The 20,930-nt window shown below is 42.3% G+C and carries 21 protein-coding genes; 1 reads left to right on the plus strand and 20 read right to left on the minus strand.

The features are described 5' to 3' along the window. Positions 1-114 precede the first annotated feature (114 nt). The 6 genes from yaaA to ACTNDS_RS07355 form a co-directional block, all read right to left on the minus strand. Positions 115-864, minus strand: a complete 750-nt coding sequence (gene yaaA, locus ACTNDS_RS07330; protein ID WP_024854728.1) for a peroxide stress protein YaaA — start codon at positions 862-864, stop codon at positions 115-117. Further along, positions 864-1,319, minus strand: coding sequence for a thioredoxin-dependent thiol peroxidase (bcp, locus tag ACTNDS_RS07335; RefSeq protein ID WP_024854727.1), 456 nt, complete (start codon positions 1,317-1,319; stop codon positions 864-866). Before bcp ends, yaaA begins: the two co-directional genes overlap by 1 nt. Positions 1,320-1,322: 3 nt before the next feature. Beyond that, positions 1,323-1,532 carry a DUF6219 family protein gene (locus ACTNDS_RS07340; RefSeq protein ID WP_441034727.1) on the minus strand — a complete coding sequence of 70 codons (210 nt, stop codon included), beginning with the start codon at positions 1,530-1,532 and terminating at the stop codon, positions 1,323-1,325. A gap of 179 nt (positions 1,533-1,711) precedes the next feature. Continuing rightward, positions 1,712-1,861: a hypothetical protein gene (locus ACTNDS_RS07345; RefSeq protein ID WP_015524977.1), complete on the minus strand. Its 150-nt coding sequence runs from the start codon at positions 1,859-1,861 to the stop codon at positions 1,712-1,714. A gap of 1 nt (position 1,862) precedes the next feature. Further along, the gene (locus tag ACTNDS_RS07350) at positions 1,863-2,024 is read right to left on the minus strand and encodes a hypothetical protein (protein WP_441034729.1); all 162 of its coding nucleotides are present in this window, start codon (positions 2,022-2,024) and stop codon (positions 1,863-1,865) included. A 4-nt stretch (positions 2,025-2,028) separates the two neighbouring features. Continuing rightward, positions 2,029-2,241 (minus strand): sporulation initiation factor Spo0A C-terminal domain-containing protein, encoded by a 213-nt coding sequence (locus tag ACTNDS_RS07355; protein WP_029732086.1) that lies wholly within the window; start codon positions 2,239-2,241, stop codon positions 2,029-2,031. 171 nt (positions 2,242-2,412) lie between these two features. Here ACTNDS_RS07355 and ACTNDS_RS07360 point away from each other — a divergent pair, with 171 nt between their 5' ends. Next, positions 2,413-3,777, plus strand: coding sequence for a transposase (locus ACTNDS_RS07360; protein ID WP_441034731.1), 1,365 nt, complete (start codon positions 2,413-2,415; stop codon positions 3,775-3,777). Positions 3,778-4,232: 455 nt separating this feature from the next. On the opposite strand, the gene ACTNDS_RS07365 is transcribed toward ACTNDS_RS07360, so the two are convergent. The 14 genes from ACTNDS_RS07365 to mutL all read right to left on the minus strand — a co-directional run bounded on the left by ACTNDS_RS07365 (position 4,233) and on the right by mutL (position 20,924). Further along, entirely contained in the window at positions 4,233-5,399 is a 1,167-nt protein-coding gene (locus ACTNDS_RS07365; RefSeq protein WP_441034733.1) for a D-alanyl-D-alanine carboxypeptidase family protein, read from the minus strand. Then, positions 5,396-6,556, minus strand: coding sequence for an FtsW/RodA/SpoVE family cell cycle protein (locus ACTNDS_RS07370; protein WP_441034735.1), 1,161 nt, complete (start codon positions 6,554-6,556; stop codon positions 5,396-5,398). The genes ACTNDS_RS07365 and ACTNDS_RS07370 overlap by 4 nt, the downstream gene beginning before the upstream one ends. Position 6,557: 1 nt before the next feature. Further along, positions 6,558-6,800 (minus strand): cell division topological specificity factor MinE, encoded by a 243-nt coding sequence (gene minE / locus ACTNDS_RS07375; protein ID WP_019161677.1) that lies wholly within the window; start codon positions 6,798-6,800, stop codon positions 6,558-6,560. Between the two features lie 24 nt (positions 6,801-6,824). After that, entirely contained in the window at positions 6,825-7,613 is a 789-nt protein-coding gene (minD, locus tag ACTNDS_RS07380) for a septum site-determining protein MinD (RefSeq protein WP_019161676.1), read from the minus strand. A gap of 58 nt (positions 7,614-7,671) precedes the next feature. Further along, the gene (locus ACTNDS_RS07385) at positions 7,672-10,569 is read right to left on the minus strand and encodes a penicillin-binding transpeptidase domain-containing protein (RefSeq protein WP_441034737.1); all 2,898 of its coding nucleotides are present in this window, start codon (positions 10,567-10,569) and stop codon (positions 7,672-7,674) included. After that, positions 10,554-11,081 carry a rod shape-determining protein MreD gene (mreD, locus tag ACTNDS_RS07390; protein WP_019161674.1) on the minus strand — a complete coding sequence of 176 codons (528 nt, stop codon included), beginning with the start codon at positions 11,079-11,081 and terminating at the stop codon, positions 10,554-10,556. The genes ACTNDS_RS07385 and mreD overlap by 16 nt, the downstream gene beginning before the upstream one ends. Next, a complete protein-coding gene (gene mreC, locus ACTNDS_RS07395) occupies positions 11,071-11,946 on the minus strand; it encodes a rod shape-determining protein MreC (protein ID WP_173742879.1) in 876 nt (291 codons plus the stop codon). Before mreC ends, mreD begins: the two co-directional genes overlap by 11 nt. A 17-nt stretch (positions 11,947-11,963) precedes the next feature. After that, complete coding sequence (locus tag ACTNDS_RS07400; protein ID WP_441034740.1) at positions 11,964-12,977, minus strand: rod shape-determining protein; 1,014 nt, start codon at positions 12,975-12,977, stop codon at positions 11,964-11,966. A 12-nt stretch (positions 12,978-12,989) separates the two neighbouring features. Further along, positions 12,990-13,700 carry a RadC family protein gene (gene radC, locus ACTNDS_RS07405; RefSeq protein ID WP_173742877.1) on the minus strand — a complete coding sequence of 237 codons (711 nt, stop codon included), beginning with the start codon at positions 13,698-13,700 and terminating at the stop codon, positions 12,990-12,992. Between the two features lie 86 nt (positions 13,701-13,786). Next, the gene (locus tag ACTNDS_RS07410) at positions 13,787-15,373 is read right to left on the minus strand and encodes an NAD(P)/FAD-dependent oxidoreductase (RefSeq protein WP_441034741.1); all 1,587 of its coding nucleotides are present in this window, start codon (positions 15,371-15,373) and stop codon (positions 13,787-13,789) included. Positions 15,374-15,384: 11 nt separating this feature from the next. Continuing rightward, entirely contained in the window at positions 15,385-16,581 is a 1,197-nt protein-coding gene (locus ACTNDS_RS07415) for an NAD(P)/FAD-dependent oxidoreductase (RefSeq protein WP_441034743.1), read from the minus strand. A gap of 34 nt (positions 16,582-16,615) precedes the next feature. Next, a complete protein-coding gene (locus ACTNDS_RS07420) occupies positions 16,616-17,890 on the minus strand; it encodes an aminotransferase class I/II-fold pyridoxal phosphate-dependent enzyme (protein WP_441034745.1) in 1,275 nt (424 codons plus the stop codon). A gap of 14 nt (positions 17,891-17,904) precedes the next feature. Further along, positions 17,905-18,882, minus strand: coding sequence for a tRNA (adenosine(37)-N6)-dimethylallyltransferase MiaA (miaA, locus tag ACTNDS_RS07425; RefSeq protein WP_441034747.1), 978 nt, complete (start codon positions 18,880-18,882; stop codon positions 17,905-17,907). Positions 18,883-18,914: 32 nt separating this feature from the next. Beyond that, on the minus strand, positions 18,915-20,924 hold the full coding sequence (gene mutL / locus ACTNDS_RS07430) for a DNA mismatch repair endonuclease MutL (protein ID WP_441034748.1): 2,010 nt from the start codon (positions 20,922-20,924) through the stop codon (positions 18,915-18,917). Positions 20,925-20,930: the final 6 nt, after the last annotated feature.

A 20,930-nucleotide genomic window follows, 5' to 3' on the forward strand; every position in this document is an offset into this window, starting at 1 on the left:
TAGGATTAGTTCTTAATAAGGATTATATACCACTATTATCCTGTTGTCAATAAAAATAGTAATAATTATCATTATTATAAAAACTGCCAAACTGAGCATCTTTTACCTGAATAACTATTTTATTTTGCGTTCAAATACATATTCTGAATCTGAAGATAAATCAGACCTAAACGAATATCCGAGTCTGTCAAATTTCTGAATCTCCACCGGATTTTCAATATTATTTTCCGCTATGAATCTGACCATTTCACCACGAGCCATCTTGGCATAGGTACCTTTTGTTACCAATTTATCTCCGGATAACTCACAAAATACAATCGTAATATATCTGTCCTGTGGTGTCAGATACTTTTCTATACATTTTGAGTATTCTTTTGATGCAAGATTAATGATAATCCTACTGTCATCGATTACTGAGCGGTATAACAATTCTCCCCAGTACTCATACAGATTTTTTGCATCTCCAATTCCAACCTTTGCCTGCATTTCAAGACGATAAGGAGTCACACCATCCATTGGTTTTAAAATGCCATAAAACGCAGACAAGATTCTTAAATGATTTTGCAAATACTCAAACTGCTGGATTTCAAACACAGATGGTGCCATATATTGAAATGCAATCCCTTCATATGCTAAAACAGCCGGAGTAAGCCTGTTATAAAGATCCATATTTTCCAATCTGTTAAAGTTCTGCTCTGCAATCTTGTCATTACATTTCCAGATAGCTTTCAGTTCTTCTTTTGATTTGCTTTTCATCCAGTTTAATACTTCTGCTGTCTTATCAATATAGACAGGCAGTTCAACCGGTGCTAAGTTATCGGTATCTACAATCATCTTTTTTGCAGGTGATAAAATAATCTTCATTATGCCAATTCCTTAAGCATATTTTCAGGATCATCTGCCGCCTTGACTTTATCATTTGCCTTTATAATGATTCCCTGCTCATCAATAAGATATGTAGTTCTTACTACACCCATAGATACTTTTCCATAATTTTTCTTTTCTTTCCAGACATCATATGCTTCAATAACTTTACGCTCCGGATCTGCTAATAGCGTAAATGCCAGTCCGTATTTTTCTTCAAATCTCTTGTGAGACGCTACAGAGTCCTTGCTTACTCCGAGAATAACAGCTCCCTTCTCAGTAAACTGTGGATAACGCTCAGAAAAGCCACATGCCTGCTTCGTACATCCTGGTGTATTATCCTTTGGATAAAAATATAAGATCACTTTTTTTCCTGCATAATCGCTTAATTTATGCACTTCTCCGTTCTGATCCGGCAATTCAAAATCCGGTGCTTTTATTCCTAACTCTAACATTTACTATTCCTCCGCTTTTGTATTTTCCACCTGTTTTCTTGTTCTTTTATTACCTAAAATCATTTTATGACCAGAATAGACTGCCATGATCATGCATATCAGAGAGCCAAATGCAAAGTATTTGTGTGCTGCTTTTAACCCTTTATATCCTGTATAAAAAGTTCCAATCATTGGGATTAAAGCTACTACTGACCAATATTTATGTGCTTTCATGTAATTTCTCCATTTTTCAGTGTATTCAATTCTAATTATACGCTACCACATTCCTATGTCAATTTGATAATAGAGCATTCCTATAAAATTTTTCAGAATATCATGGTTAAAACTATGTATTGTTATCATTTAATTTTTCTTTGAAAAAATCTGACAAAAAGCTTTCTTTCAGGAGATTACTATTTAATCTCTTTTCCATCTATATATAGTTGAAATTTATCAGGATTATTGACTACATCATAGTCCTTTCCGTATTCTACAGGTCTATATTCGGCTGTCATTACCGATTCCCCATCTTCAATATCCTCTTTCCATAAATAGATGTTCATATCAAGGCTCGTCGCATATATTTTCATCTCGATTTACGGAAAATGTTCCAACTACATCCGGTTCGCCTTCCTTATGACCAGATTCAGATTTCCCATAAATACTTCCTGCAGCAATTATCAAGATCACTGCTCCTGAAATCAATGCAATTATCTTTTTCTTCATATTTTTATTTTCCTTTTAGTTTTTTTACTGCGTAATTGATTACTTCTTCCGGTGTGGGCCTGTCTCCTTTAAGTGTCATTTTCTTCCATTCTTCCTGCACAGCCGGATCGGGATTATCAAATCCTGCATCTATGGCTATCTGCATTTCTCTGCGTACCTCTTCTGGTGTTGTGTTGTACTTTTCTGCAATCTTCTCATAAATAGTTTTCTCTCTCATTCATTTTCCTCCAATATATAAGTAGAATAGGCGTTTGCGAAACGCCACAACACCGCATAAATACGGCATTTTTTGTTACCTAAAAACAAATAACTCCTCACTGGACATGGTATAATAGAGTTGACTAAAAACTATAAACCTACATCCAAGAAAGGAGTTATTCTGATACTTATGATACCATATAAACAGCTTTCTTTGGCAGATATTTTTTCAGATTGCCATGAAAAATTTGAAAATGACAAACCTGCTTTTCTTTCTCTATTAGAAACACATATCGATATTGATGAGTTAATTCCGATTTCTTTTAGAAATCATTTCTATGCATCGACAGGCAGAACCCGTAAATACCCTTTGCAAGCTTTTCTGTGGGCTTTGATTATTCAGCGTATTTTTTCTATCCCTACGGATCAGCTTCTCCTGACTTTTCTCGCTTACTCAAAATTACTTCGGGAATTCTGCGGTTTTATTAAAGTCCCTGACGCTTCCAAAATCACCCGATTCAAACAGGATTTTTTAGATGACCTCCAGCTTGTTTTCGACAACCTTGTTGATGTTACCGAGCCTATCTGTCAGGCGATTGACTCTGCAAAAGCGGATATGACCATCTTTGATTCTTCCGGCATCGAAGCATTTGTTACCGAAAATAATCCCAAGTATGCTAACAGGATCATCAAGCAGCTCTATATCAATGGGCATTTTTGCTATGTCTTCAAGTTCAGTATTGTCACCAACGGACTGGGCATCATCCGCCACATATCTTTTTATAACAAAAACTTTATGGCTTCACATCCTGATATCGTTGTCGAAAAGAAATCCGATTCCCCTGACGAAGATAAATGTGTTCATGATTCAAAGCTTTTAATCCCGACACTGAAGGACTTCTTTTCCAAGCATCCTTTGATTAATCCAAAAACCTTCCTGGGTGATGCTGCTTTCGATACCGCACAGCTCTATAAGAGCCTTCTTACCGGTGACACTTTTGGTAATGACAAACATTTCTCGAAAGCTTATATTCCGCTGAATGCAAGATCCGGACTTGAAAATCTGGATTATTCCATCAATGAAGATGGTATTCCGTGTTGTCCCCATGATCCTTCTTTACAAATGAAATACGAAGGCACTTCCAAACTTCGCAGTGGAGTAACAAGATATAAATTTGTCTGTCCAAAAATGAAATGGATTTATGATAAATCAACTCAAAAAGCCCATCGTCATTGTTTCTGTGACAACCCTTGTACCTCTTCTAAATGTGGGCGGATGGTCTACATCTACCCAGAAAAGAATCTTCGTGCTTATCCCGGAACGATCTGCGGCACCGAAGAATGGGATGATACCTATAAAATCAGAACTGTTGTCGAAAGGGATATCAACCACATCAAAGACAATCTCTGTCTTGCAGGACGCCGAACCCAAAATGAGAAGACTCTGCATGCTGATCTGATTCTTGCCGGTATCACCCAACTTATTACTGTTGTTCTCGCAGATAAGATCAATCACCACGAATATATTCGAAGCTTAAAGCCTCTCATAGCATAGGACTTACCAACTTAATAAGCCCTATGGCTTATTTAAGTATGCCTAAAATATTTCGTCATTTAACATTTCTGCATTTATCATCTCCATTTATTGTGGATAACTGCTCTCATATTTCAAATTTGAGTTTCGCAATTACCTATTTCTTCTATAAAATTATCATTTCTTTGACAATATTTTTAAGCACTAAAATAAGCCCACGTACCTGTTGTTATAAAAGTACATGGACTTATTCAGATGTTTAAAATATTCAGTTATTGTTATAGATGTAATGCTATATTCTGTGGTGTAAATTTGGTGTAATTACACCTGTTTAACATCCGTTTTCCCTTGGTTTTACGGGATAAAATCGAAAATGTTTCATTTATAGTGCATATTATTATAAAATTCAAGAGGTAATTTACTTTTTTTGTGAATTTTTATTGAATTTTTTAACATTAGGGAATATTGATTCCATTTTAGCTATTAATGTTCTGGAGTAAGGAATTCATCTGCTGATATAAAAGCTCTTTGCTGGATGCTCCCAGCACAATGGATACAAAAGGTTTTCCAAAAGCATTCTGGGTTATGATCGCCAGACAGTTACCTGCAGAAGCAGTGGTTCCTGTCTTTCCGCCCAGAACCGTTACATCTTTGGGAGGGGTTGCCTCACCGGTCAGATAATGGTCTGTAGCTTCCAGACTGACACTGTGGGATTCTCCGTCAGCGCCTGTATAAGTAACAGTATACGACGGCATCTGGGTGATCTGAGTGAATTCCTTATAATTCATAGCTTCGTTCAGCATCAGATAAATATCATATGGTGTTGTATAATGGTTTTCATCCTGAAGTCCATGAGGATTGGTAAAATGAGTTCCCGTACATCCCAGCTGTCTGGCATAGCTGTTCATCATCTCCACAAAATTCTCTGTGGTACCGCCAACATATTCCGCAATTGCAGAAGCCGCATCATTTCCAGAATAAACCAGAAGACAATGGAGCAGCTGATCCAGGGTAACCTGATCTCCTGCCACAAATCCACATACCTGGGAGCCGGCCTCCAAAGTAACATTTTCCTGTGTGATCGTAACTGTATCATCCAGCTTTCCGCTTTTTAAGGCAAGCATAGCTGTCATGATTTTTGTAATGCTGGCAGGATAGATTTTGTCATAGATTTCATTGGCATACAATACCTTATGATTGCTCAGATTAAACAGAAGTCCCTTCTGTCCTTCCTCCAGAGAGGCATTTTTAATACGGTCTACACTGCCCTTGGAAGAAACACAAAGCTTCTGTGCAAAGGGCCGGGCCTTCATATTTTCTTTTCCTGCCAGACTGCTGGTAAATACTTCAGAAGCCTGAAAAGCTTTCACCGGTTTGCCCAGATAAGTACCATTCAATAAGCGGATAGCAAAAAATGCTCCTGCTGCTATAAATACCATAAGCAAAAGCAGTAATATGGTATGCCCTATAGGCTTACGCCTTCTCTGCTTTTGTCTGGAAGGTCTCTGTGATCTGGGAAGTGCAGTTGTCTGTACCTGGGAAGCTGTCCCGGAATGTGACCCATGGACACTTCTCTCATTTTTATATGGCCTGGCCGATTTTTTTTCATTTTTATTCTCGGCAGATGATTTTCCAAACATCATAAGTAGTCCTCTTTCCTGTCAAGCTCTTTCTTCATAATTTCTTTATTATACGCACTGCTCTGAAGTCCAACGTTAAGTACAAGGCCCATACCAATATACAGACTGACCAGAGAGGTAAGTCCATAGCTTACAAAGGGAAGAGGTGTTCCTGTATTCGGTGCCATTCCAGTTGCAACACATATATTAATAAAACTTTGCAGGGCAATCAGCCCTCCCATTCCACAGCACAGGATTTTGCCGGACAGATCCTTGGCCCTCAAACTCATGCGGATACATTCAAAAGAGATTGCCAGAAGCAGCAGGACAATCGTTGTACATCCGATAAATCCATACTCTTCTCCTGCAACAGCAAAAATAAAGTCTGTCTGGTTTTCGGAAACAAAATTACCTTCATTCACAGATGCTGTACTGTCATCTCCGCTTATTCTCTTTCCAACCAGTTCTCCGGATGCTATGGCTGTCTTGGAGTTCTTCTGCTGTTCAATATTATCAGAATACTCTTCGTTTTCCGGATATAAGAAAGACATAATACGTGACCTCTGATAATCCTTCAGCAGTTTCTGATCCGGCTGTACCACAATAGACAGAAAGATGATCAGAAGAGGAACGGAAATCAACAGTGCTCCTCCGATAACTTTATAACTTAGACCTGCAATATATATCATCATACAGAAGATCACGATAACAGTAAGGGTATTTTTTAAATCCGGCTGTTCCAGGATAAGTATAAGAGGAACAGCCAGTAATCCTGCAGAAGCAACCAGCGTCTTCAGGGTGTTCAGATTTTCCTCATGATCCATGAAAAATTTTGCGAAAAAGACGATCAAAATAATTTTGGACAACTCTGTAGGCTGAAAACGAAAAGAACCGATTCCGATCCATCGTGCAGCTCCATTAGCGCTGGATCCTGCGATTCGCACTACAATCAGCATGATGATATTAAATCCATACATAAGCCACTGGAAATTCATAATCCAGGAATAATCCATCAAAGATAAGATCACCATAATGATCAGTCCGAGAATCACTCCTGCAAACTGTTTGGACTTAAGATTTTCTGCTGCAGTTCCTACCAGTGTAACACCGATAAGGCTGATGGCCAGCAGAAATATAATAAGTCTGAAATTGTAAAATCGTAATTTATACTGCTTTAACATTTTATCTGTCCTTTTTATCCAGAACAGGAACATACACATAGAGCACAGCCGGCTCCTGGGTGATTTTTAACTTTACCTGTTCTTCCTCTATGGTTAAATATTTCTTTACTGTGTGTATCAGATCACTTTTCAGCATCTGCATCATTTGCGGAGAGCAGTCAATCCTCTCAGACAACAGAAGAAGCTTCATTCTGTCCCTGGCATATCCGGCGGAGCGTTTCTTATCTCTGAAAAAAGCTTTCACACGGAATCCCTCCTTACAGATATTTTATTTCCGAAACATGTTACCGATTTTCCTGAAGAAACTCTTTCTCTCAGCAATGTTCATAAACGGTACATTTTCACCTATAATACGCTGACAGATATTTCTATACTCTTCTTCCGCCTGGGAAGATTTTCCTGAAAGAGGTTCCCCCTGGTTGGTGGCTATCACGATCTGTTCATCATCCAGAATGGTTCCGATCAGATCCACAGCAAGGATTTCCGTCACATCCTCCACAGACATCATATCTCCCCTGGCGATCATGTCCGGCCGGAGCCGGTTAATGATCAGCTGTATATCCCTGATATCATTTGCTTCCAGAAGTCCTATGATACGGTCTGCATCTCTGATGGCAGATACTTCCGGTGTAGTTACAACCAATGCCCTGTCCGCCCCTGCTATGGCATTCTTAAAGCCCTGCTCAATTCCCGCAGGACAATCCAGCAGGATATAGTCAAACTCTTCCCGCAGATCATCTGTAAGCTTGATCATCTGTTCCGGAGAAACAGCACTTTTATCCTTGGTCTGTGCAGATGGCAGCAGAAAAAGATTGGGATGACGTTTGTCCTTGATCAAAGCCTGACGCAGGCGGCAGTTTCCGCCAATCACATCTACCAGATTATAAACAATCCGGTTCTCAAGTCCAAGGACAACATCCAGATTGCGCAGACCGATATCCGTATCAACCACTACAACCTTTCTGCCAAGCATGGCAAGACCTGTTCCAATGTTAGCGACAGTGGTGGTTTTTCCCACTCCGCCTTTCCCGGAAGTAATTACAATGGCTTCACTCATAGTTTGTTTTCCTCCTGATCGATAGGCTTCCATACTCCTGGTATTTTTCTTTTGATGCTTAGTCGTTTGAAATATCACTGGTATCACTGGAAGCAACACCTGTAAGGATGCTTCCTTCATCAGTCAGTTCAAAAATGTATTTAAAAATATCAGCTGCTGCCAGACACGCATTTCCTGATGCATAACCATTTTCAATACGCACGGCAATTGCATATTGGGGATCAGTGGAAGGTGCATATCCCACAAACATACCATGGTTGGGATGGTAAACACCATCCACCTCGCCAGTACCTGTTTTTCCGGAAACATCCATTCCCAGACCATCGAACTGTTTATGAGTCTGAACCACACGGTACATTCCGTCATGGATATCCGCCCATACACTGGAATCCACATCCAAAGTATTGATCACATCAGGCTCATATTCTTTCAGGATATTTCCCCTGGAATCTGTCAGTTTACCCAGAAGTGTCAGATCATATACAGTTCCACTGGTGGCAATCGCTGTGGCATATCTTGCCAGCTGACTGGTAGTATAGGCATTGGTACCCTGTCCGATATAAGAGGGTACAGCCAGGGAATCTGACACATGGGGAGAAGATTCTGTGATCTCTATTCCGGTCTTCTTATCCAGGCCGATCAAAGATGCATATTTCTGAAGAACTGCAAGACTCCGGTTCTCAGAGAAATTACCTTCCCCATCCTGTCCCAGCTTAAAACCAACCATATTGAAATAAGAGTTACAGGACTGTTCAATGGCCTCCCTGATCTCGATGGGGCCATGTCCGTTAATATTCCAACAGTTGATCGGTGGAGTTACCAGGTCAAAGGAACCTGTACATTCAATATAAGTACTGTCATCGATCACACCCTCTGACATACCTGCAATTGTTGACAAAATCTTAAAGGTAGAACCGGGAGCTGTGGTCTGCTGTGTTGCTTTATTGAAAAAGGGACTGGACTGATCTATAGAAAGCTTGGCATAATAATCAGTATCCATATCATTTACCAGCAGATTGTTGTTATAACCCGGATAAGAAACACAGGCCAGCACATCTCCGGTTTTTACATCTGTGATCACTGCAGAAGCAGAACATGGCTCCAGCGCCAGCTGCGCCGGCTCGATTTCCAGATTATATATCTTATTGACCATGAAATCATAGGCGGTCATTGCACCTGATGCCAGAGAATCATACATTCCGTCATCCTTTGAGAGAATTTCCTGGTCATAGAGTACCAGACAGATTTCTCTGCCGGAAATAGTATCCTCCTGGAGCATATACTTATACAGCAGTTTGGAAAAGCTGTTATCTGTCTTCAAGTAGGTAATGATATAATCTGTAAGAGCCTTATATGCCTCCTCAGAATCCAGATATTCTCCCTCAGAGGAAATCTTGGAAATATCAATCCAGTTCTGTCCTGTTGCATAGGTCAGGTAATCCTTCAGACTGATGCTTTCATCCTGACTCCATGCCTTATAAGTAGCGTCAGCAGTATCAATAGCATTTTTTGAGATCACACCCAAAGTATCCCGCAGCAGATCATTACAGATATAAGTGAGATATTCCTGAACCTGATCATTCTCATCCTTTAGAGCAGGAGGATTCTCCTCTGTCAGTCTGTTTGTTATTATATCAAATACCTGCTGCCGTTTTTGCTGAAATTTGGCATATAAATTTTTTTCTGTATCAGAGGCTGTATCCTCACTGAATTTCCGGATATCGATCACACTGTTGGAAATCAGTGCATTGTATACATCATAGATGGGAATTTTAATCTGTGCCGCATCATTAACGCTATAGTCATAGGTTTTTGTGGCTTCTATCTTGGAAAGAAGAATACCAGCAACCCTTTGCTTTAGGATCTGATAGATAGCTGACTGCCATTTACTGTCCACCGTCAGGTATACATCATTTCCTGCCACAGGCTCCACACGTGTGGAATCATCAATTTTCAGGACCTTACCAAGATTGTCTACTGTGACAGTCTCCTCACCATCTGTACCCTGCAAAGTCGTTTCCATATATTTTTCAATACCAACCTTACCTACAATGGCATCATTGGTATATTCCGGATTCTTCTTACGCAGTTCCGTCAATTCCTCTGAAGAAGCACGTCCTGTATATCCCAGGATCGGTCCCAGACTTGGATCATCAATATACTTGCGGACAGAATCCTCTACAATATCAATTCCCTGAAGCTCTGTCTGATTTTCCTTAATCGCTGCCACAGACTGCTCACTTACATTGGTGGCAATGGTTACAGCCATATATTTCTTGAAACTGTTGGTACTCAGCTCATAGCGCATGATCGCCAGATCCAGGATCTCCTGTTTGGAAAGCTCCTCAGGAAGATCATAAGCTTCCAGCTCCTCCTTGGTATAGGCATCTTCTCCGTACAGGGCAATGGAAAACCCACTTTTTCCGGTAAGATATTCCATCATTTCATCTGCAGTTGCAGATTTTTGTTTCTCAGTCAGGTTATCGATCAGAGCCTGTCCATAAATATCAGCCCTGAAACGGTCCAGGGTAAAGCCCTCATCCACATCAAAAACATAATTACCGCTGTGATCCAGCACAATATGGAAATCACGGCTAATGGAATCTCCGTTATGTTCCAGGATCTTGAGAACCCGGTAGGCAACACCGTTCAGGGTAAGGTTCTTCTGTCTGGTGGTATCATAAGTTCCATTATCCTCAAAAGTCACAGAATAAGCCAGAACATTGGAAGCCAGTTCCTCTCCGTTTCTGTCAAAAATATTTCCGCGGGTGCTGTTGATGGCACGTTTTTTTGTAATACGGGATTCAAATTTGCTGATGTAATCCTGCCCCTGAATAATCTGCAGTTCAAAAAGCTGCTTCACCAGGATACCGGACATGAGAACAAACACCACAACAAGTATGGTTGTCCTTTTTATTCGTATTTTCTTTATAAATCTTTTTATTTTAGTACCCAAATAGACTCACTTTCTTTCTTTAACGGACTCATCAGGTGATAATTGATATAGTAAAAAACCCGATAAACAATCAGTGTCAGAATAATCGTATAAAATGTTTCCGGTAAAATGATCCTGCTGAGATAGGTTCCAAGTCCAAGTCTGCCGCGAAGCAGAAACTGCAATGCATACACAGCCAGTCCATACAGAATATCACCTGCACCGGCCAGAAATATAGGAACCTTTACATCATCATCATAACAGATCCTATGTGCATATCCGCTTAAAAAACCAATATACATATAAATCAGTGCATAGAACCCAAAAACAGATCCATAAAACATATCCACCAGAAAGCCGCAGAAAAATCCCGTCCACATTCCGCTTTTTCTGCCTCTCATCAGACCCATGGAAATGCACAGGATCAGGATCAGATTAGGAGTGATCGATCCAATGGCAATCCTGGATATAACTGTACTCTGGAGAAGGAAACATATGAGAATGGTAAAAAACAGAGTAATCTTACTCTTCATTAACAGAATCCCCCTTATTCACTGTGATTACCAGCACATCCTTCAGATGAGCGAAATCTACCGGTGTAACGATGGTTCCATTCTTTGTCAGGTTATTGCTGTCCTGGGAAATCTCACTGATATATCCGATAAACAGTCCCTCCACATATTTCTCGCTGATATTGGAGGTGACAATACGTTCTCCCACAGTAACCTTATTATCCTGGTCATACAGCTGGCTGAAGCTTAGCTTTCCCTCGTCGATCAGTTCAAGATCTCCCTCAACCACACAATTATCCTGTGTACTCACAGTCATTGCACTGACATTACTGCTGTCGTCAATAATGGAGCGTACAGTTGCCCAGTGAGCACCCACCTCTGTGACGATCCCCACCAGTCCTTTTCCGGCAATAACATTATTATCTATCCGGATTCCGTCTGAAGTTCCCTTATTAATCATAAAAGTATCATACCAGTTACCAGGATCCTTGGAAATGATTCTGGCAGCAACCTTGGGATATTCTGTATACTGCTGATCCAGGTCATACAGCTGTTCCAGTCTTACCAGCTCTGTCTGATCCTGGATCAGTTTATTATTCTGTTCTGTCAGGCTATCCACCTGGGACTGAAGCTTCTTATTTTCCGCAAGGATCTCCTCTTTATCCTTCATTCGGTCTGAAATCCCGCTGAAAACAGAACTGATATGATTAATACTGTTTTCGAAAGGAACAATGATTATCCCTGCTGCTTCCTGAAGCGGTACTGTCGTTACTCCTGATGCAAAGGTGGCCACAATACAGCTGGCACAGAAAATAGTCATAATCACTAACAGATGTTTGCTTTTTAAATGAATTCTGATTCGTACTTTCTTTTTCAGGTTTTTCATGATATACCCCTAAAAATTTATAATTTTCTCTGCTTTACAGGCATTGCCCATTTACGCAGTTCTTTGTTCTTAATGATCTTTTCCAGACCGAAAACTGCTGATTTCTCATAGAGATCCGACATATTAAAGGTAAAACCAGTATAGCTTGCCAGATATTTGTCCAAATAAGGAAGCCTGGTGCTGCCTCCGGTAATATAAATTCCCTGTTTCGCAATATGATAGGAAATCTGAGGAGGAATACGCTCCAGAAAGGTCTTCATTTCGGAAGCGATCTCATTTACACAGTTCATGATCCCGTCATTTACCACATAAGAAGAAATCACCTCTTCTCTGGGAAGTCCGGAAATACAGTCAATACCAACTACCTTACGCACGCCCTTTCTCTGGTCGCTGAGCCGTCCCATAACCATTTTCAGTCTTTTGGCTGTACGTGTTCCCAGCTGAAGATTGTACCGCTTACGGATCTCTGTGCATATGGATTCATTCATCTGTCTGCCCCCGATAGGTATCTTTTTGCTGATAATAATCCTTCCTCCGGTGATGATGGACATCTCTGTACTCTGTGCGCCCATATTTACAACCATATTTCCGGTGGGATCATCCAGATCCACTCCCATGGCCAACGCATCTGCAATGGGAGATTCTACCATATAGACACGGTTTTTACGCAGCCAGTATCCATTTGCCACATTAAAATATGCCCGTTTCTCAACAGCTGTCATATCCAGAGGAACTGTAAAAAACATTACAGATCCTACCCCCAGAATGTGATCGATCCTGCGTATCATACTGTACAGCACGATCTCCTGCAGTTCCAGATTGGCGATCATTCCAAATGACATGGGCGAACACACTGCAACCTCTGCCGGAGACTTCTCAAACATCTCATAGGCTTCGTTGCCCACAGCAATGATCTTATGCCCTCTGGATGCGATCATGTTTTTTTCCATATAACTTTTGTTTTTAAATAATGAATAGACCTTTACAGAGCTGCTACCCAGATCTATTCCGTATGTTTTCTCAAACAGCATATATCTGCCCCTTTATCCTGTACATTCATCCCACAGACCGGTTTCCCTGAAACTGCAGTATCTTTGGTCTCCGATCACAATGTGGTCCAGAAGATGTATGCCCAGTAATTCCCCTGCCTGATAAATCCTGGCAGTGATTTCCATGTCCTCCTGGCTGGGAGTGGGATCCCCGCTGGGATGATTATGGATCAGGATCAGGCTGACTGCATGATAACGCAATGCCTCCAGATAAATTTCTCTGGGAGTAACCAGTGAACCGGTTACCGTTCCCCTGGTCAGCACCTTATCTCCAAGAAAATGTCCTTTCACATCAGACATCATGCAAAGTACAAGCTCCTGTTCCTCATGACGCAGCTGCTCCATATAATAAGCAGCAATAGAGGATGGATCATTCATTACCAGCTGCGGCCTGGCGGCTGTTCTGGCAATCCGTCTGGAAAGTTCTCCGATACATTTCAGCTGTACCGCTTTTACCTGTCCGATTCCATGAATCCTCATCAGATCCTGCAGAGATACATGGATCAGTCCTGCCAGCCCGCAATAGGCGGAATCTTCCATAAAATGTAAAATTTCCTGTGCCAGTGCCAGAGAATTCTTTCCCTGGGTACCGCTTCGCAGGATCACTGCCAGCAGCTCACTGTCACTTAATGTATTTTCACCCTGTTTGAAACATTTCTCATAAGGGCGTTGTTCTTCCGGTAAATTCTTAATAATATGATTCATAAATTCGCCAATACCGCTCTCTTAAATGCAGACGGCAAATCGTAACCTATATTCTAGCATAAAAAAGGGGAGATGTACACTCTCCCCTAGAAATTTCTATATTTTTTAGAAATGGTTTCTGCAATTTTAATCCCGTCCATAGCTGCACTGGTGATCCCTCCTGCATATCCTGCGCCTTCGCCACAGGGATAAACTCCCTGTATATTGGACAGAAGTTCACTGTCACGGGTAATGCGGACCGGTGATGAGGTACGGCTTTCGACTCCGCTGAGTAATGCATCCTCCCTGTCAAAGCCTGTGATCCTTTTTCCGAAAGAACGGATTCCCTCTTCAATAGAATCTCCCACTGCCTTGGGAAGAACAGAACGTACATTGGCAAGCACATATTCTCCCTTCATACAGGGAACCACTTCTCCCAGAGCAGTACTGGTCTGATTTTTACAGTAATCTCCAAACAGCTGTACCGGAATTTTACCCTGACCAAGCTCCCAGGCCTTCCGTTCCAGCTTGCGCTGAAATTCCACACCCCGTAAAGGACCTTCTCCGCCAAAGTCTTCAGGAGTTACTGTGACAATCATGGCACTGTTTGCATTCCGGGAATCCCTGGCCTGATAGCTCATACCATTGACTGCCAGTCTGCCTGGTTCCGAGGAAGCATTGACTACGTATCCTCCGGGACACATACAGAAGGAATAAACCCCTCTTCCGTTTTCACACTTATGAGTTACCTTGTAGGCAGCAGCACCCAGAAATTCATTTTCCTCCTCACCGTAAAGATCCATATTGATCATGGACTGGGGATGCTCAATACGCAGACCTACAGCAAAAGCCTTGGGTTCCATATAAAGTCCGCGGCGGTAAAGCATTTCAAAGGTATCTCTGGCACTGTGTCCCACAGCCAGCACACATACCTGGGCAGGAATGATTTCCCTGTCATTTACCTGAATTTCCTTTAACGCACCCTTCTCAAAATGGAGATCTGTAACCTTGGCGCGAAAACGGAAACTTCCTCCCATTGCCTCAATATCATGGCGCATTTTCTCCACGATCCCAATCAGTACATCAGTACCCAGATGAGGCTTCTGCTGATAAAGGATTTCCTCCGGTGCCCCAGCCTCCACAAAACGCTTCAGAACCTCATGATTCCTTCCATAAGGATCTTTGACCAGAGTATTTAATTTGCCGTCAGAAAAGGTTCCTGCTCCGCCCTCTCCGAACTGCACATTGGAATCCGGATCAAGAATACCGTTTTTCCAGAAATTTTCTACTGTTTTCTGCCTTTTGTCTGCTTCCTCTCCTCTCTCCAGGATCAGGGGCTTATAGCCTGCCTTTGCCAGATACCAGCCGCAGAAAAGCCCGGCCGGACCACTGCCGATCACAACCGGCGAACAGGAAAGAGGCTCCTGCCCAGGCTCCGGAAATACATAAGGCTTCTCTATTGTTAACATAACATTGTTATTGTTAACCCTTTTTGCAATTTTCTGTTCGTCCTTAATTTTTACATCAATAGTATATACAAACATTTTATCGTTTTTATGTCTGCAGTCCAGAGACTGTTTTCTGATCTCATAAGAAAAGGAAGCTGACGGACTTTTCAGAACCTTTCCGATCTTTTTTTCAAGTTGTTCCTTTGTATGGGAAACAGGAAGCTTAAGCTGTGAAATTCGAATCATAATCATTCTCCTTAAATGTCTGCAGCTGCATGTACACCGGCTGCTGCCCCGCTGCTCCATGCCCACTGAAGATTATAACCGCCGCAGGTTCCGTCTATATCCAGAAGCTCTCCTGTAATATACAGGTTCCTGCATTTACGTGATTCCATAGTACGGGAATGAATCTCCCTGGTATCCACCCCTCCGGAACATACCTGGGCCTGGGCAAAAGAAAGACTGTCTGTTACTGTAAGGGTCAGGCTTTTGACCGCCCTCACCAGATCCTTTTGTCCGGCAAAAATCCGGATCAGCTTTTCCGGAAATAATCCAATAAGAAGTTCTCTGTCATTTTTATAGGGGCAGGTTCTTTTTCGTTTTAAAAGCAGCTCCCGGAATTCATCTGCAGACAGCTCCGGCATAAAATCTATGGTGATTTCTGCATCACGGCCCTCTTTTATATTCCGTACTGCATATCTGCTAATCTGAAACACCGGAATCCCTGAAACTCCATAATCAGTAAGCTGCAGTTCTCCCTGCTCTGTAACAACAGGCTTCCCCTCTGAAAAAAGGGTGATTTTCCCCTCTGTACGCACCCCTGACCAGGTTTTAAAGAAATTCCCCTTACATTTCAGTGCAGTAAGTGCCGGCCATACAGGGACTATATGGTGTCCCAGCTTTTTGGCCAGTTCATAACCGCTTCCGTCAGAGCCGGAAATTACTGAAGCTCTGGAACCATTTGCCAGGATCAGGGCGTCTCCTTCGTAGTGCCATCCCTCTGTCAGCACACGAAAACCATTTGTTTTCTTCTGGGAAGATACCACTTTTTCAACAGATACTACTTTTTCATTTGTCTTTATCTTCACTCCCAGATTCACTGCTTCCATACACAGAACCTCAGTCACACTCTGTGCCTGGCCGCTTCTGGGATAAAGATAGCCTTTTCTGTCCAGAGGATAGATTCCCAGCTCTTTGAAAAACTCTATGGTATCAGACACAGAAAACTGTGCAAGAGCCTCCTGCACAAACTCAGGATGTTCTCCTCTGTATGCATTTTCAGGCATTGCCAGATTTGTATAATTACATCTGCCATTTCCTGTAGCATTGATTTTTTTTCCCGGTTTTTCATTCTGTTCCAGAATGGTCACAGCAGCCCCATTTCTGGCTGCCATGATTCCGGCCATAAGTCCGGAAGCCCCTGCTCCCACAATGATTACATGTTTTTTCTTCATAATGATCTGCTCCCGGCCCCTTCAGGCCACATAATTAGAGAGTAACCAGTTTTTTATCAACAAGCTTCTGCAGAGACATCAGTACCCCAAGCTTTGCATGCTCCCAGGTAAGTCCTCCCTGGAAATACACTGCATAAGGAGGTTTCATAGGTCCGTCTGCTGAAAGCTCGATGGAGGATCCCTGAACAAAGGCTCCTGCTGCCATAATAACCTGGCTGTCATATCCAGGCATGTCCCACGGCTCCGGATCCACATAGCTGTCCACAGGTGCTGATGCCTGGATTCCCTTGCAGAAAGCAATCAGTCCTTCCGGTGTACCAAGACTTACTGCCTGGATAATATCCTGACGTTCTTCTGTAGAATCAGGAATTACAGGGAATCCTAATTTTTCATAAATATTTGCTGCAAATACAGCACCCTTTAATGCACCTTTGGTAACCATTGGTGCAAGGAAAAATCCCTGGAAAAAGGAACGGTTAACTCCAAGAGTTGCACCTACTTCACTGCCAAGTCCTGGACAGGTCATTCTGTAGGAAGCGTTCTCTACACATTCTTTCGTTCCTGCAATATATCCGCCGATGGGTGCAAGTCCGCCCCCCGGGTTCTTGATCAGAGAACCTACGATCATATCTGCACCAACATCACTTGGCTCAATGGTATCTACGAATTCGCCGTAGCAATTGTCTACCATACAGATCACATCTGGTTTGATACTTTTAACGAAAGCGATCAGTTCCCCAATCTGCTTTACAGAAAATGAGGGGCGTGTCTGGTATCCCTTGGAACGCTGGATCTCTACAAGACGGGTTTTCTCATTGATTGCTTTGCGGATACTGTCATAGTCAAAGGTTCCGTCTTCCAGAAGTTCTACCTGCCGATAAGTTACACCATATTCCGCAAGGGAGCCTTTTGACGGACGGATACCGATGACTTCTTCCAGAGTATCGTATGGTTTTCCGGCAGGTGCCAGAAGTTCATCCCCCGGACGGAGATTTCCGAATAAGGCAATTGCCAGTGCATGAGTTCCACATGTGATCTGCGGACGTACCAGACATGCTTCTGTGTGGAAGGTGTCTGCATAAACCTTCTCAAGAGTTTCACGGCCAATATCATCATAGCCGTAACCGGAAGAGCTGCCGAAGCATTCTGCGCTTACCTTGTTCTTCTGCATGGCAAGGAGAACCTTCATCTGGTTATATTCTGCAGTTTTATCAAATTTTTCAAATCTTTCTTTTAAGGATTCCTCTATTTTATGACCGAAGTCATAAACTTCAGAGGAGATTCCAAGCTGTGCATACATTTCTTTCATAATCTTCTTATTCCTTAATATTCTATATTTTTATCTTTTATCTGTTCGTCAAGAATTTTCTTATCTTTACAGATTTCCACCATTCTCTCAAGGATCAGATCCTCGTTATAATCAAATTCATCTTTATTCATCCAGATCGTCTCTTTTTCTCTCCGAAACCAGGTCAGCTGACGCTTGGCAAAATGTCTGGTATCTCTTTTCAGAACCCGGACTGCTTCCTCCAGAGGATATTCCCCCTCCAGATATGCCAGGATTTCCTTGTACCCCAGTCCCTGCATGGAAACCATACCGCGATGACAGCCCCTTTTCTTCAGCTGCTCTACTTCCTCCAGAAGTCCCTCTTCCAGCATTTCATCAATACGGTCATCAATACGCTTATAGAGAAGTTCCCTGGGTACATTCAGCACAAAATAGGCCAGATTATAGGGCGTTTCATGTCCTTTCTGTTCCTGATTATGGGCAGAAATAGGGGACTGATTCTGGTGATAAAACTCCAGAGCACGGATCACACGCTTTACATTGTTGGCATGGATTTCCTTTGCGCTGACAGGATCCACTTCCTGCAGCATGGTGTGCAGGTAATCATTTCCTTTTTCTGCTGCCAGCTGCTCTAGCTCCCTGCGGTAGCCATCTTCCTGGTCTGCCTGGGTAAAATCAATATCCTTTGTGACTGCCTGTATATAAAATCCTGTTCCTCCTACCAGGATGGGAACCTTACCCTTTGCATATATTTCCTCCATAGCCGCTTTTGCCATCTGCTGGAATTTCACTATATGAAATTCTTCCTCCGGCAGCAGCTCATCTACCAGATAATGTTTTACTCCCTGCATTTCCTCCGGCCGGATCTTTGCAGAACCGATATCCATATATTTATAAACCTGCATGGAGTCTGCAGAAATGATCTCTCCGTTTACTGCCTTTGCAAGTGCAATGGAAAGATGTGTTTTTCCTGCTGCCGTCGGCCCTGTGAGAACGATCAGTGGCTTCTTCATTTTCAACTCTCCCTTTTTGTCAGATACTTTTATTATACGATACGCTTGAATTTCTTTTCAAGCTCTGTTTTAGTCATGGAAATAATGGTTGGCCTTCCGTGAGGGCAATGGTAGGGATTATCCAGTGTGAGAAGTTCATCGATCAGTGCGTCTGCCTCCTGGTTGGACATCTGATGATTGCCCTTTACTGCCGCTTTACATGCCATGGTAGCAAGTCTGGAAGCAAAAATCCCAAGAGGATCCTTATCTTTCTCAGAGGCAAGATTGTCAAGCATTTCCAGAAAAAGTTCTTCCTCCTCAAGACCATACAGATTGGCCGGGACTGCATTGATACAGTATTCCTTACCGCCGAAAGGTTCAATCTCAAATCCAAAATCCTGGAAATACTTACGGTTAGCCTTGAGAAGGGACTCTTCCTGAAGATTCAGAGATACAATCAACGGCGGACTGAGATACTGAGATTCTACTGTCTGCTCACGAAACCTTTTTACAAAACGTTCGTAATAGACCTTTTCATGTGCAGCATGCTGATCGATAATAAAAAATTTATCCTCAAACTGCACCAGCCAGTAGGTGTCAAAAATCTGTCCGATCAGCTTGTGGCGGCTGCGGGATTCCGGAGCCAGCAGTTTTTCCTCAAACAATTCCAGCTGCTGTGGCCTGGATACAGGATTATAATCTGATTCTGCAGATTCCTCTACCGTATTTTCCTTTATCGTTTTCTCTATAGATTCCGGCTGCCTTGTGGAACATGTTCTGTCTTTCTTATCATTCAGCGTTTCTTTAAAAAGCTGTTCTTCTGCTTTTGTAAATGGATCCTTTGTCTGATAAATCTGCTGTTCACGTACTGCCTGTTCTGCCATGGTGATCGTTCCTCTGGCAGGTATGGGATGTTCGGAAACTCTGGCAACCGTATTTTCAGTCCGAGCACTATATTCCAGGGCTTTTGCCCGGCGTCTGGTTTCAAATGGCTCCGGTACATCTCCGGGTTTTACCGTCGGCTGATGCTTTTTTACAGATTCTTCCCTGCCAAAAGGAACGTTCTGGATCATCTCTCTCTGGGTCAGAGCCTTATGGATAACTTCATAGATGGCATCATATACTTCCGGTCCTCTGGCAAAACGCACCTCCATTTTGCTTGGATGTACATTTACATCCAGATCATTTCCCTCCATCTGGATATGCAGGGAAACAAAAGGAAATTTATGCTGCATCAAAAATCCCTTATAAGCATCCTCAATTGCCTTGGCAATGATCCGGTTTTTTACAAAACGACCATTTATATAGTAATTTTCAAAGGTACGGTTTCCTCTGGAAATCTCCGGCTTGCCCACAAATCCCTCTATTTTCATAAAATCATTTTCACAGGAAATCTCAAGCAGTGCTTTTGTAATATCTCTTCCATATATATTATAAATAACATCCTTAATATTATAATTTCCGGAAGTATGCAGTTTCACCTGCTTATTCTGGATATATTTAAAGGAAATCTCCGGATGGGAAAGGGCCAGCTGTTCCATCAATGTTCCCACATAATTGGCTTCTGTGGAATCTGATTTCAGAAATTTGCTTCTGGCAGGAGTATTATAGAAAAGATTTCGTACCAGAAAGGTAGTTCCCTCCGGTGCCCCCATATCCTCTAAGGACTGCTCCACACCTCCGTTGATCACATAGCGGACTCCACTTAATGCGGAAGGGGTCTTGGTGATCAGCTCCACCTGTGCCACTGCAGCAATACTGGAAAGTGCCTCCCCTCTGAAACCCAGGGAAGCAATATTGGCAAGATCCTCTACCTTTTCAATCTTACTGGTGGCGTGACGCAAAAATGCCAGGGGTACCTGGTCGCGCTCCATACCCCCGCCATTATCTGTAATACGTATCATTTTTTTGCCACCGTCTGTGATCTCCACAGTTACCGCAGTTGCACCTGCGTCAATGGCATTTTCCACAAGCTCCTTCACAATGGAGGAAGGACGTTCCACTACTTCACCGGCAGCAATCTTATCTATAGTCTGCTGGTCTAATACTGCAATTTTTCTCAACTTTTA

The sequence above is a fragment of the Blautia sp. HCP3S3_C12 genome, assembly GCF_052064155.1.
Taxonomy (GTDB): domain Bacteria; phylum Bacillota; class Clostridia; order Lachnospirales; family Lachnospiraceae; genus Blautia_A.

What these genes read in the sequence shown, in the direction of transcription:
- ACTNDS_RS07350 (WP_441034729.1), bottom strand. Translation starts at nt 2,024, where the DNA reads ATGAAGAAAAAGATAATTGCATTGATTTCAGGAGCAGTGATCTTGATA.
- ACTNDS_RS07410 (WP_441034741.1), bottom strand. Translation starts at nt 15,373, where the DNA reads ATGATTCGAATTTCACAGCTTAAGCTTCCTGTTTCCCATACAAAGGAA.
- ACTNDS_RS07420 (WP_441034745.1), bottom strand. Translation starts at nt 17,890, where the DNA reads ATGAAAGAAATGTATGCACAGCTTGGAATCTCCTCTGAAGTTTATGAC.
- radC (WP_173742877.1), bottom strand. Translation starts at nt 13,700, where the DNA reads ATGAATCATATTATTAAGAATTTACCGGAAGAACAACGCCCTTATGAG.
- mreC (WP_173742879.1), bottom strand. Translation starts at nt 11,946, where the DNA reads ATGAAAAACCTGAAAAAGAAAGTACGAATCAGAATTCATTTAAAAAGC.
- ACTNDS_RS07360 (WP_441034731.1), top strand. Translation starts at nt 2,413, where the DNA reads ATGATACCATATAAACAGCTTTCTTTGGCAGATATTTTTTCAGATTGC.
- yaaA (WP_024854728.1), bottom strand. Translation starts at nt 864, where the DNA reads ATGAAGATTATTTTATCACCTGCAAAAAAGATGATTGTAGATACCGAT.
- mreD (WP_019161674.1), bottom strand. Translation starts at nt 11,081, where the DNA reads ATGAAGAGTAAGATTACTCTGTTTTTTACCATTCTCATATGTTTCCTT.
- ACTNDS_RS07345 (WP_015524977.1), bottom strand. Translation starts at nt 1,861, where the DNA reads ATGAACATCTATTTATGGAAAGAGGATATTGAAGATGGGGAATCGGTA.
- ACTNDS_RS07340 (WP_441034727.1), bottom strand. Translation starts at nt 1,532, where the DNA reads ATGAAAGCACATAAATATTGGTCAGTAGTAGCTTTAATCCCAATGATT.
- ACTNDS_RS07355 (WP_029732086.1), bottom strand. Translation starts at nt 2,241, where the DNA reads ATGAGAGAGAAAACTATTTATGAGAAGATTGCAGAAAAGTACAACACA.
- ACTNDS_RS07365 (WP_441034733.1), bottom strand. Translation starts at nt 5,399, where the DNA reads ATGATGTTTGGAAAATCATCTGCCGAGAATAAAAATGAAAAAAAATCG.
- ACTNDS_RS07370 (WP_441034735.1), bottom strand. Translation starts at nt 6,556, where the DNA reads ATGTTAAAGCAGTATAAATTACGATTTTACAATTTCAGACTTATTATA.
- miaA (WP_441034747.1), bottom strand. Translation starts at nt 18,882, where the DNA reads ATGAAGAAGCCACTGATCGTTCTCACAGGGCCGACGGCAGCAGGAAAA.
- ACTNDS_RS07415 (WP_441034743.1), bottom strand. Translation starts at nt 16,581, where the DNA reads ATGAAGAAAAAACATGTAATCATTGTGGGAGCAGGGGCTTCCGGACTT.
- bcp (WP_024854727.1), bottom strand. Translation starts at nt 1,319, where the DNA reads ATGTTAGAGTTAGGAATAAAAGCACCGGATTTTGAATTGCCGGATCAG.
- minD (WP_019161676.1), bottom strand. Translation starts at nt 7,613, where the DNA reads ATGAGTGAAGCCATTGTAATTACTTCCGGGAAAGGCGGAGTGGGAAAA.
- ACTNDS_RS07400 (WP_441034740.1), bottom strand. Translation starts at nt 12,977, where the DNA reads ATGCTGTTTGAGAAAACATACGGAATAGATCTGGGTAGCAGCTCTGTA.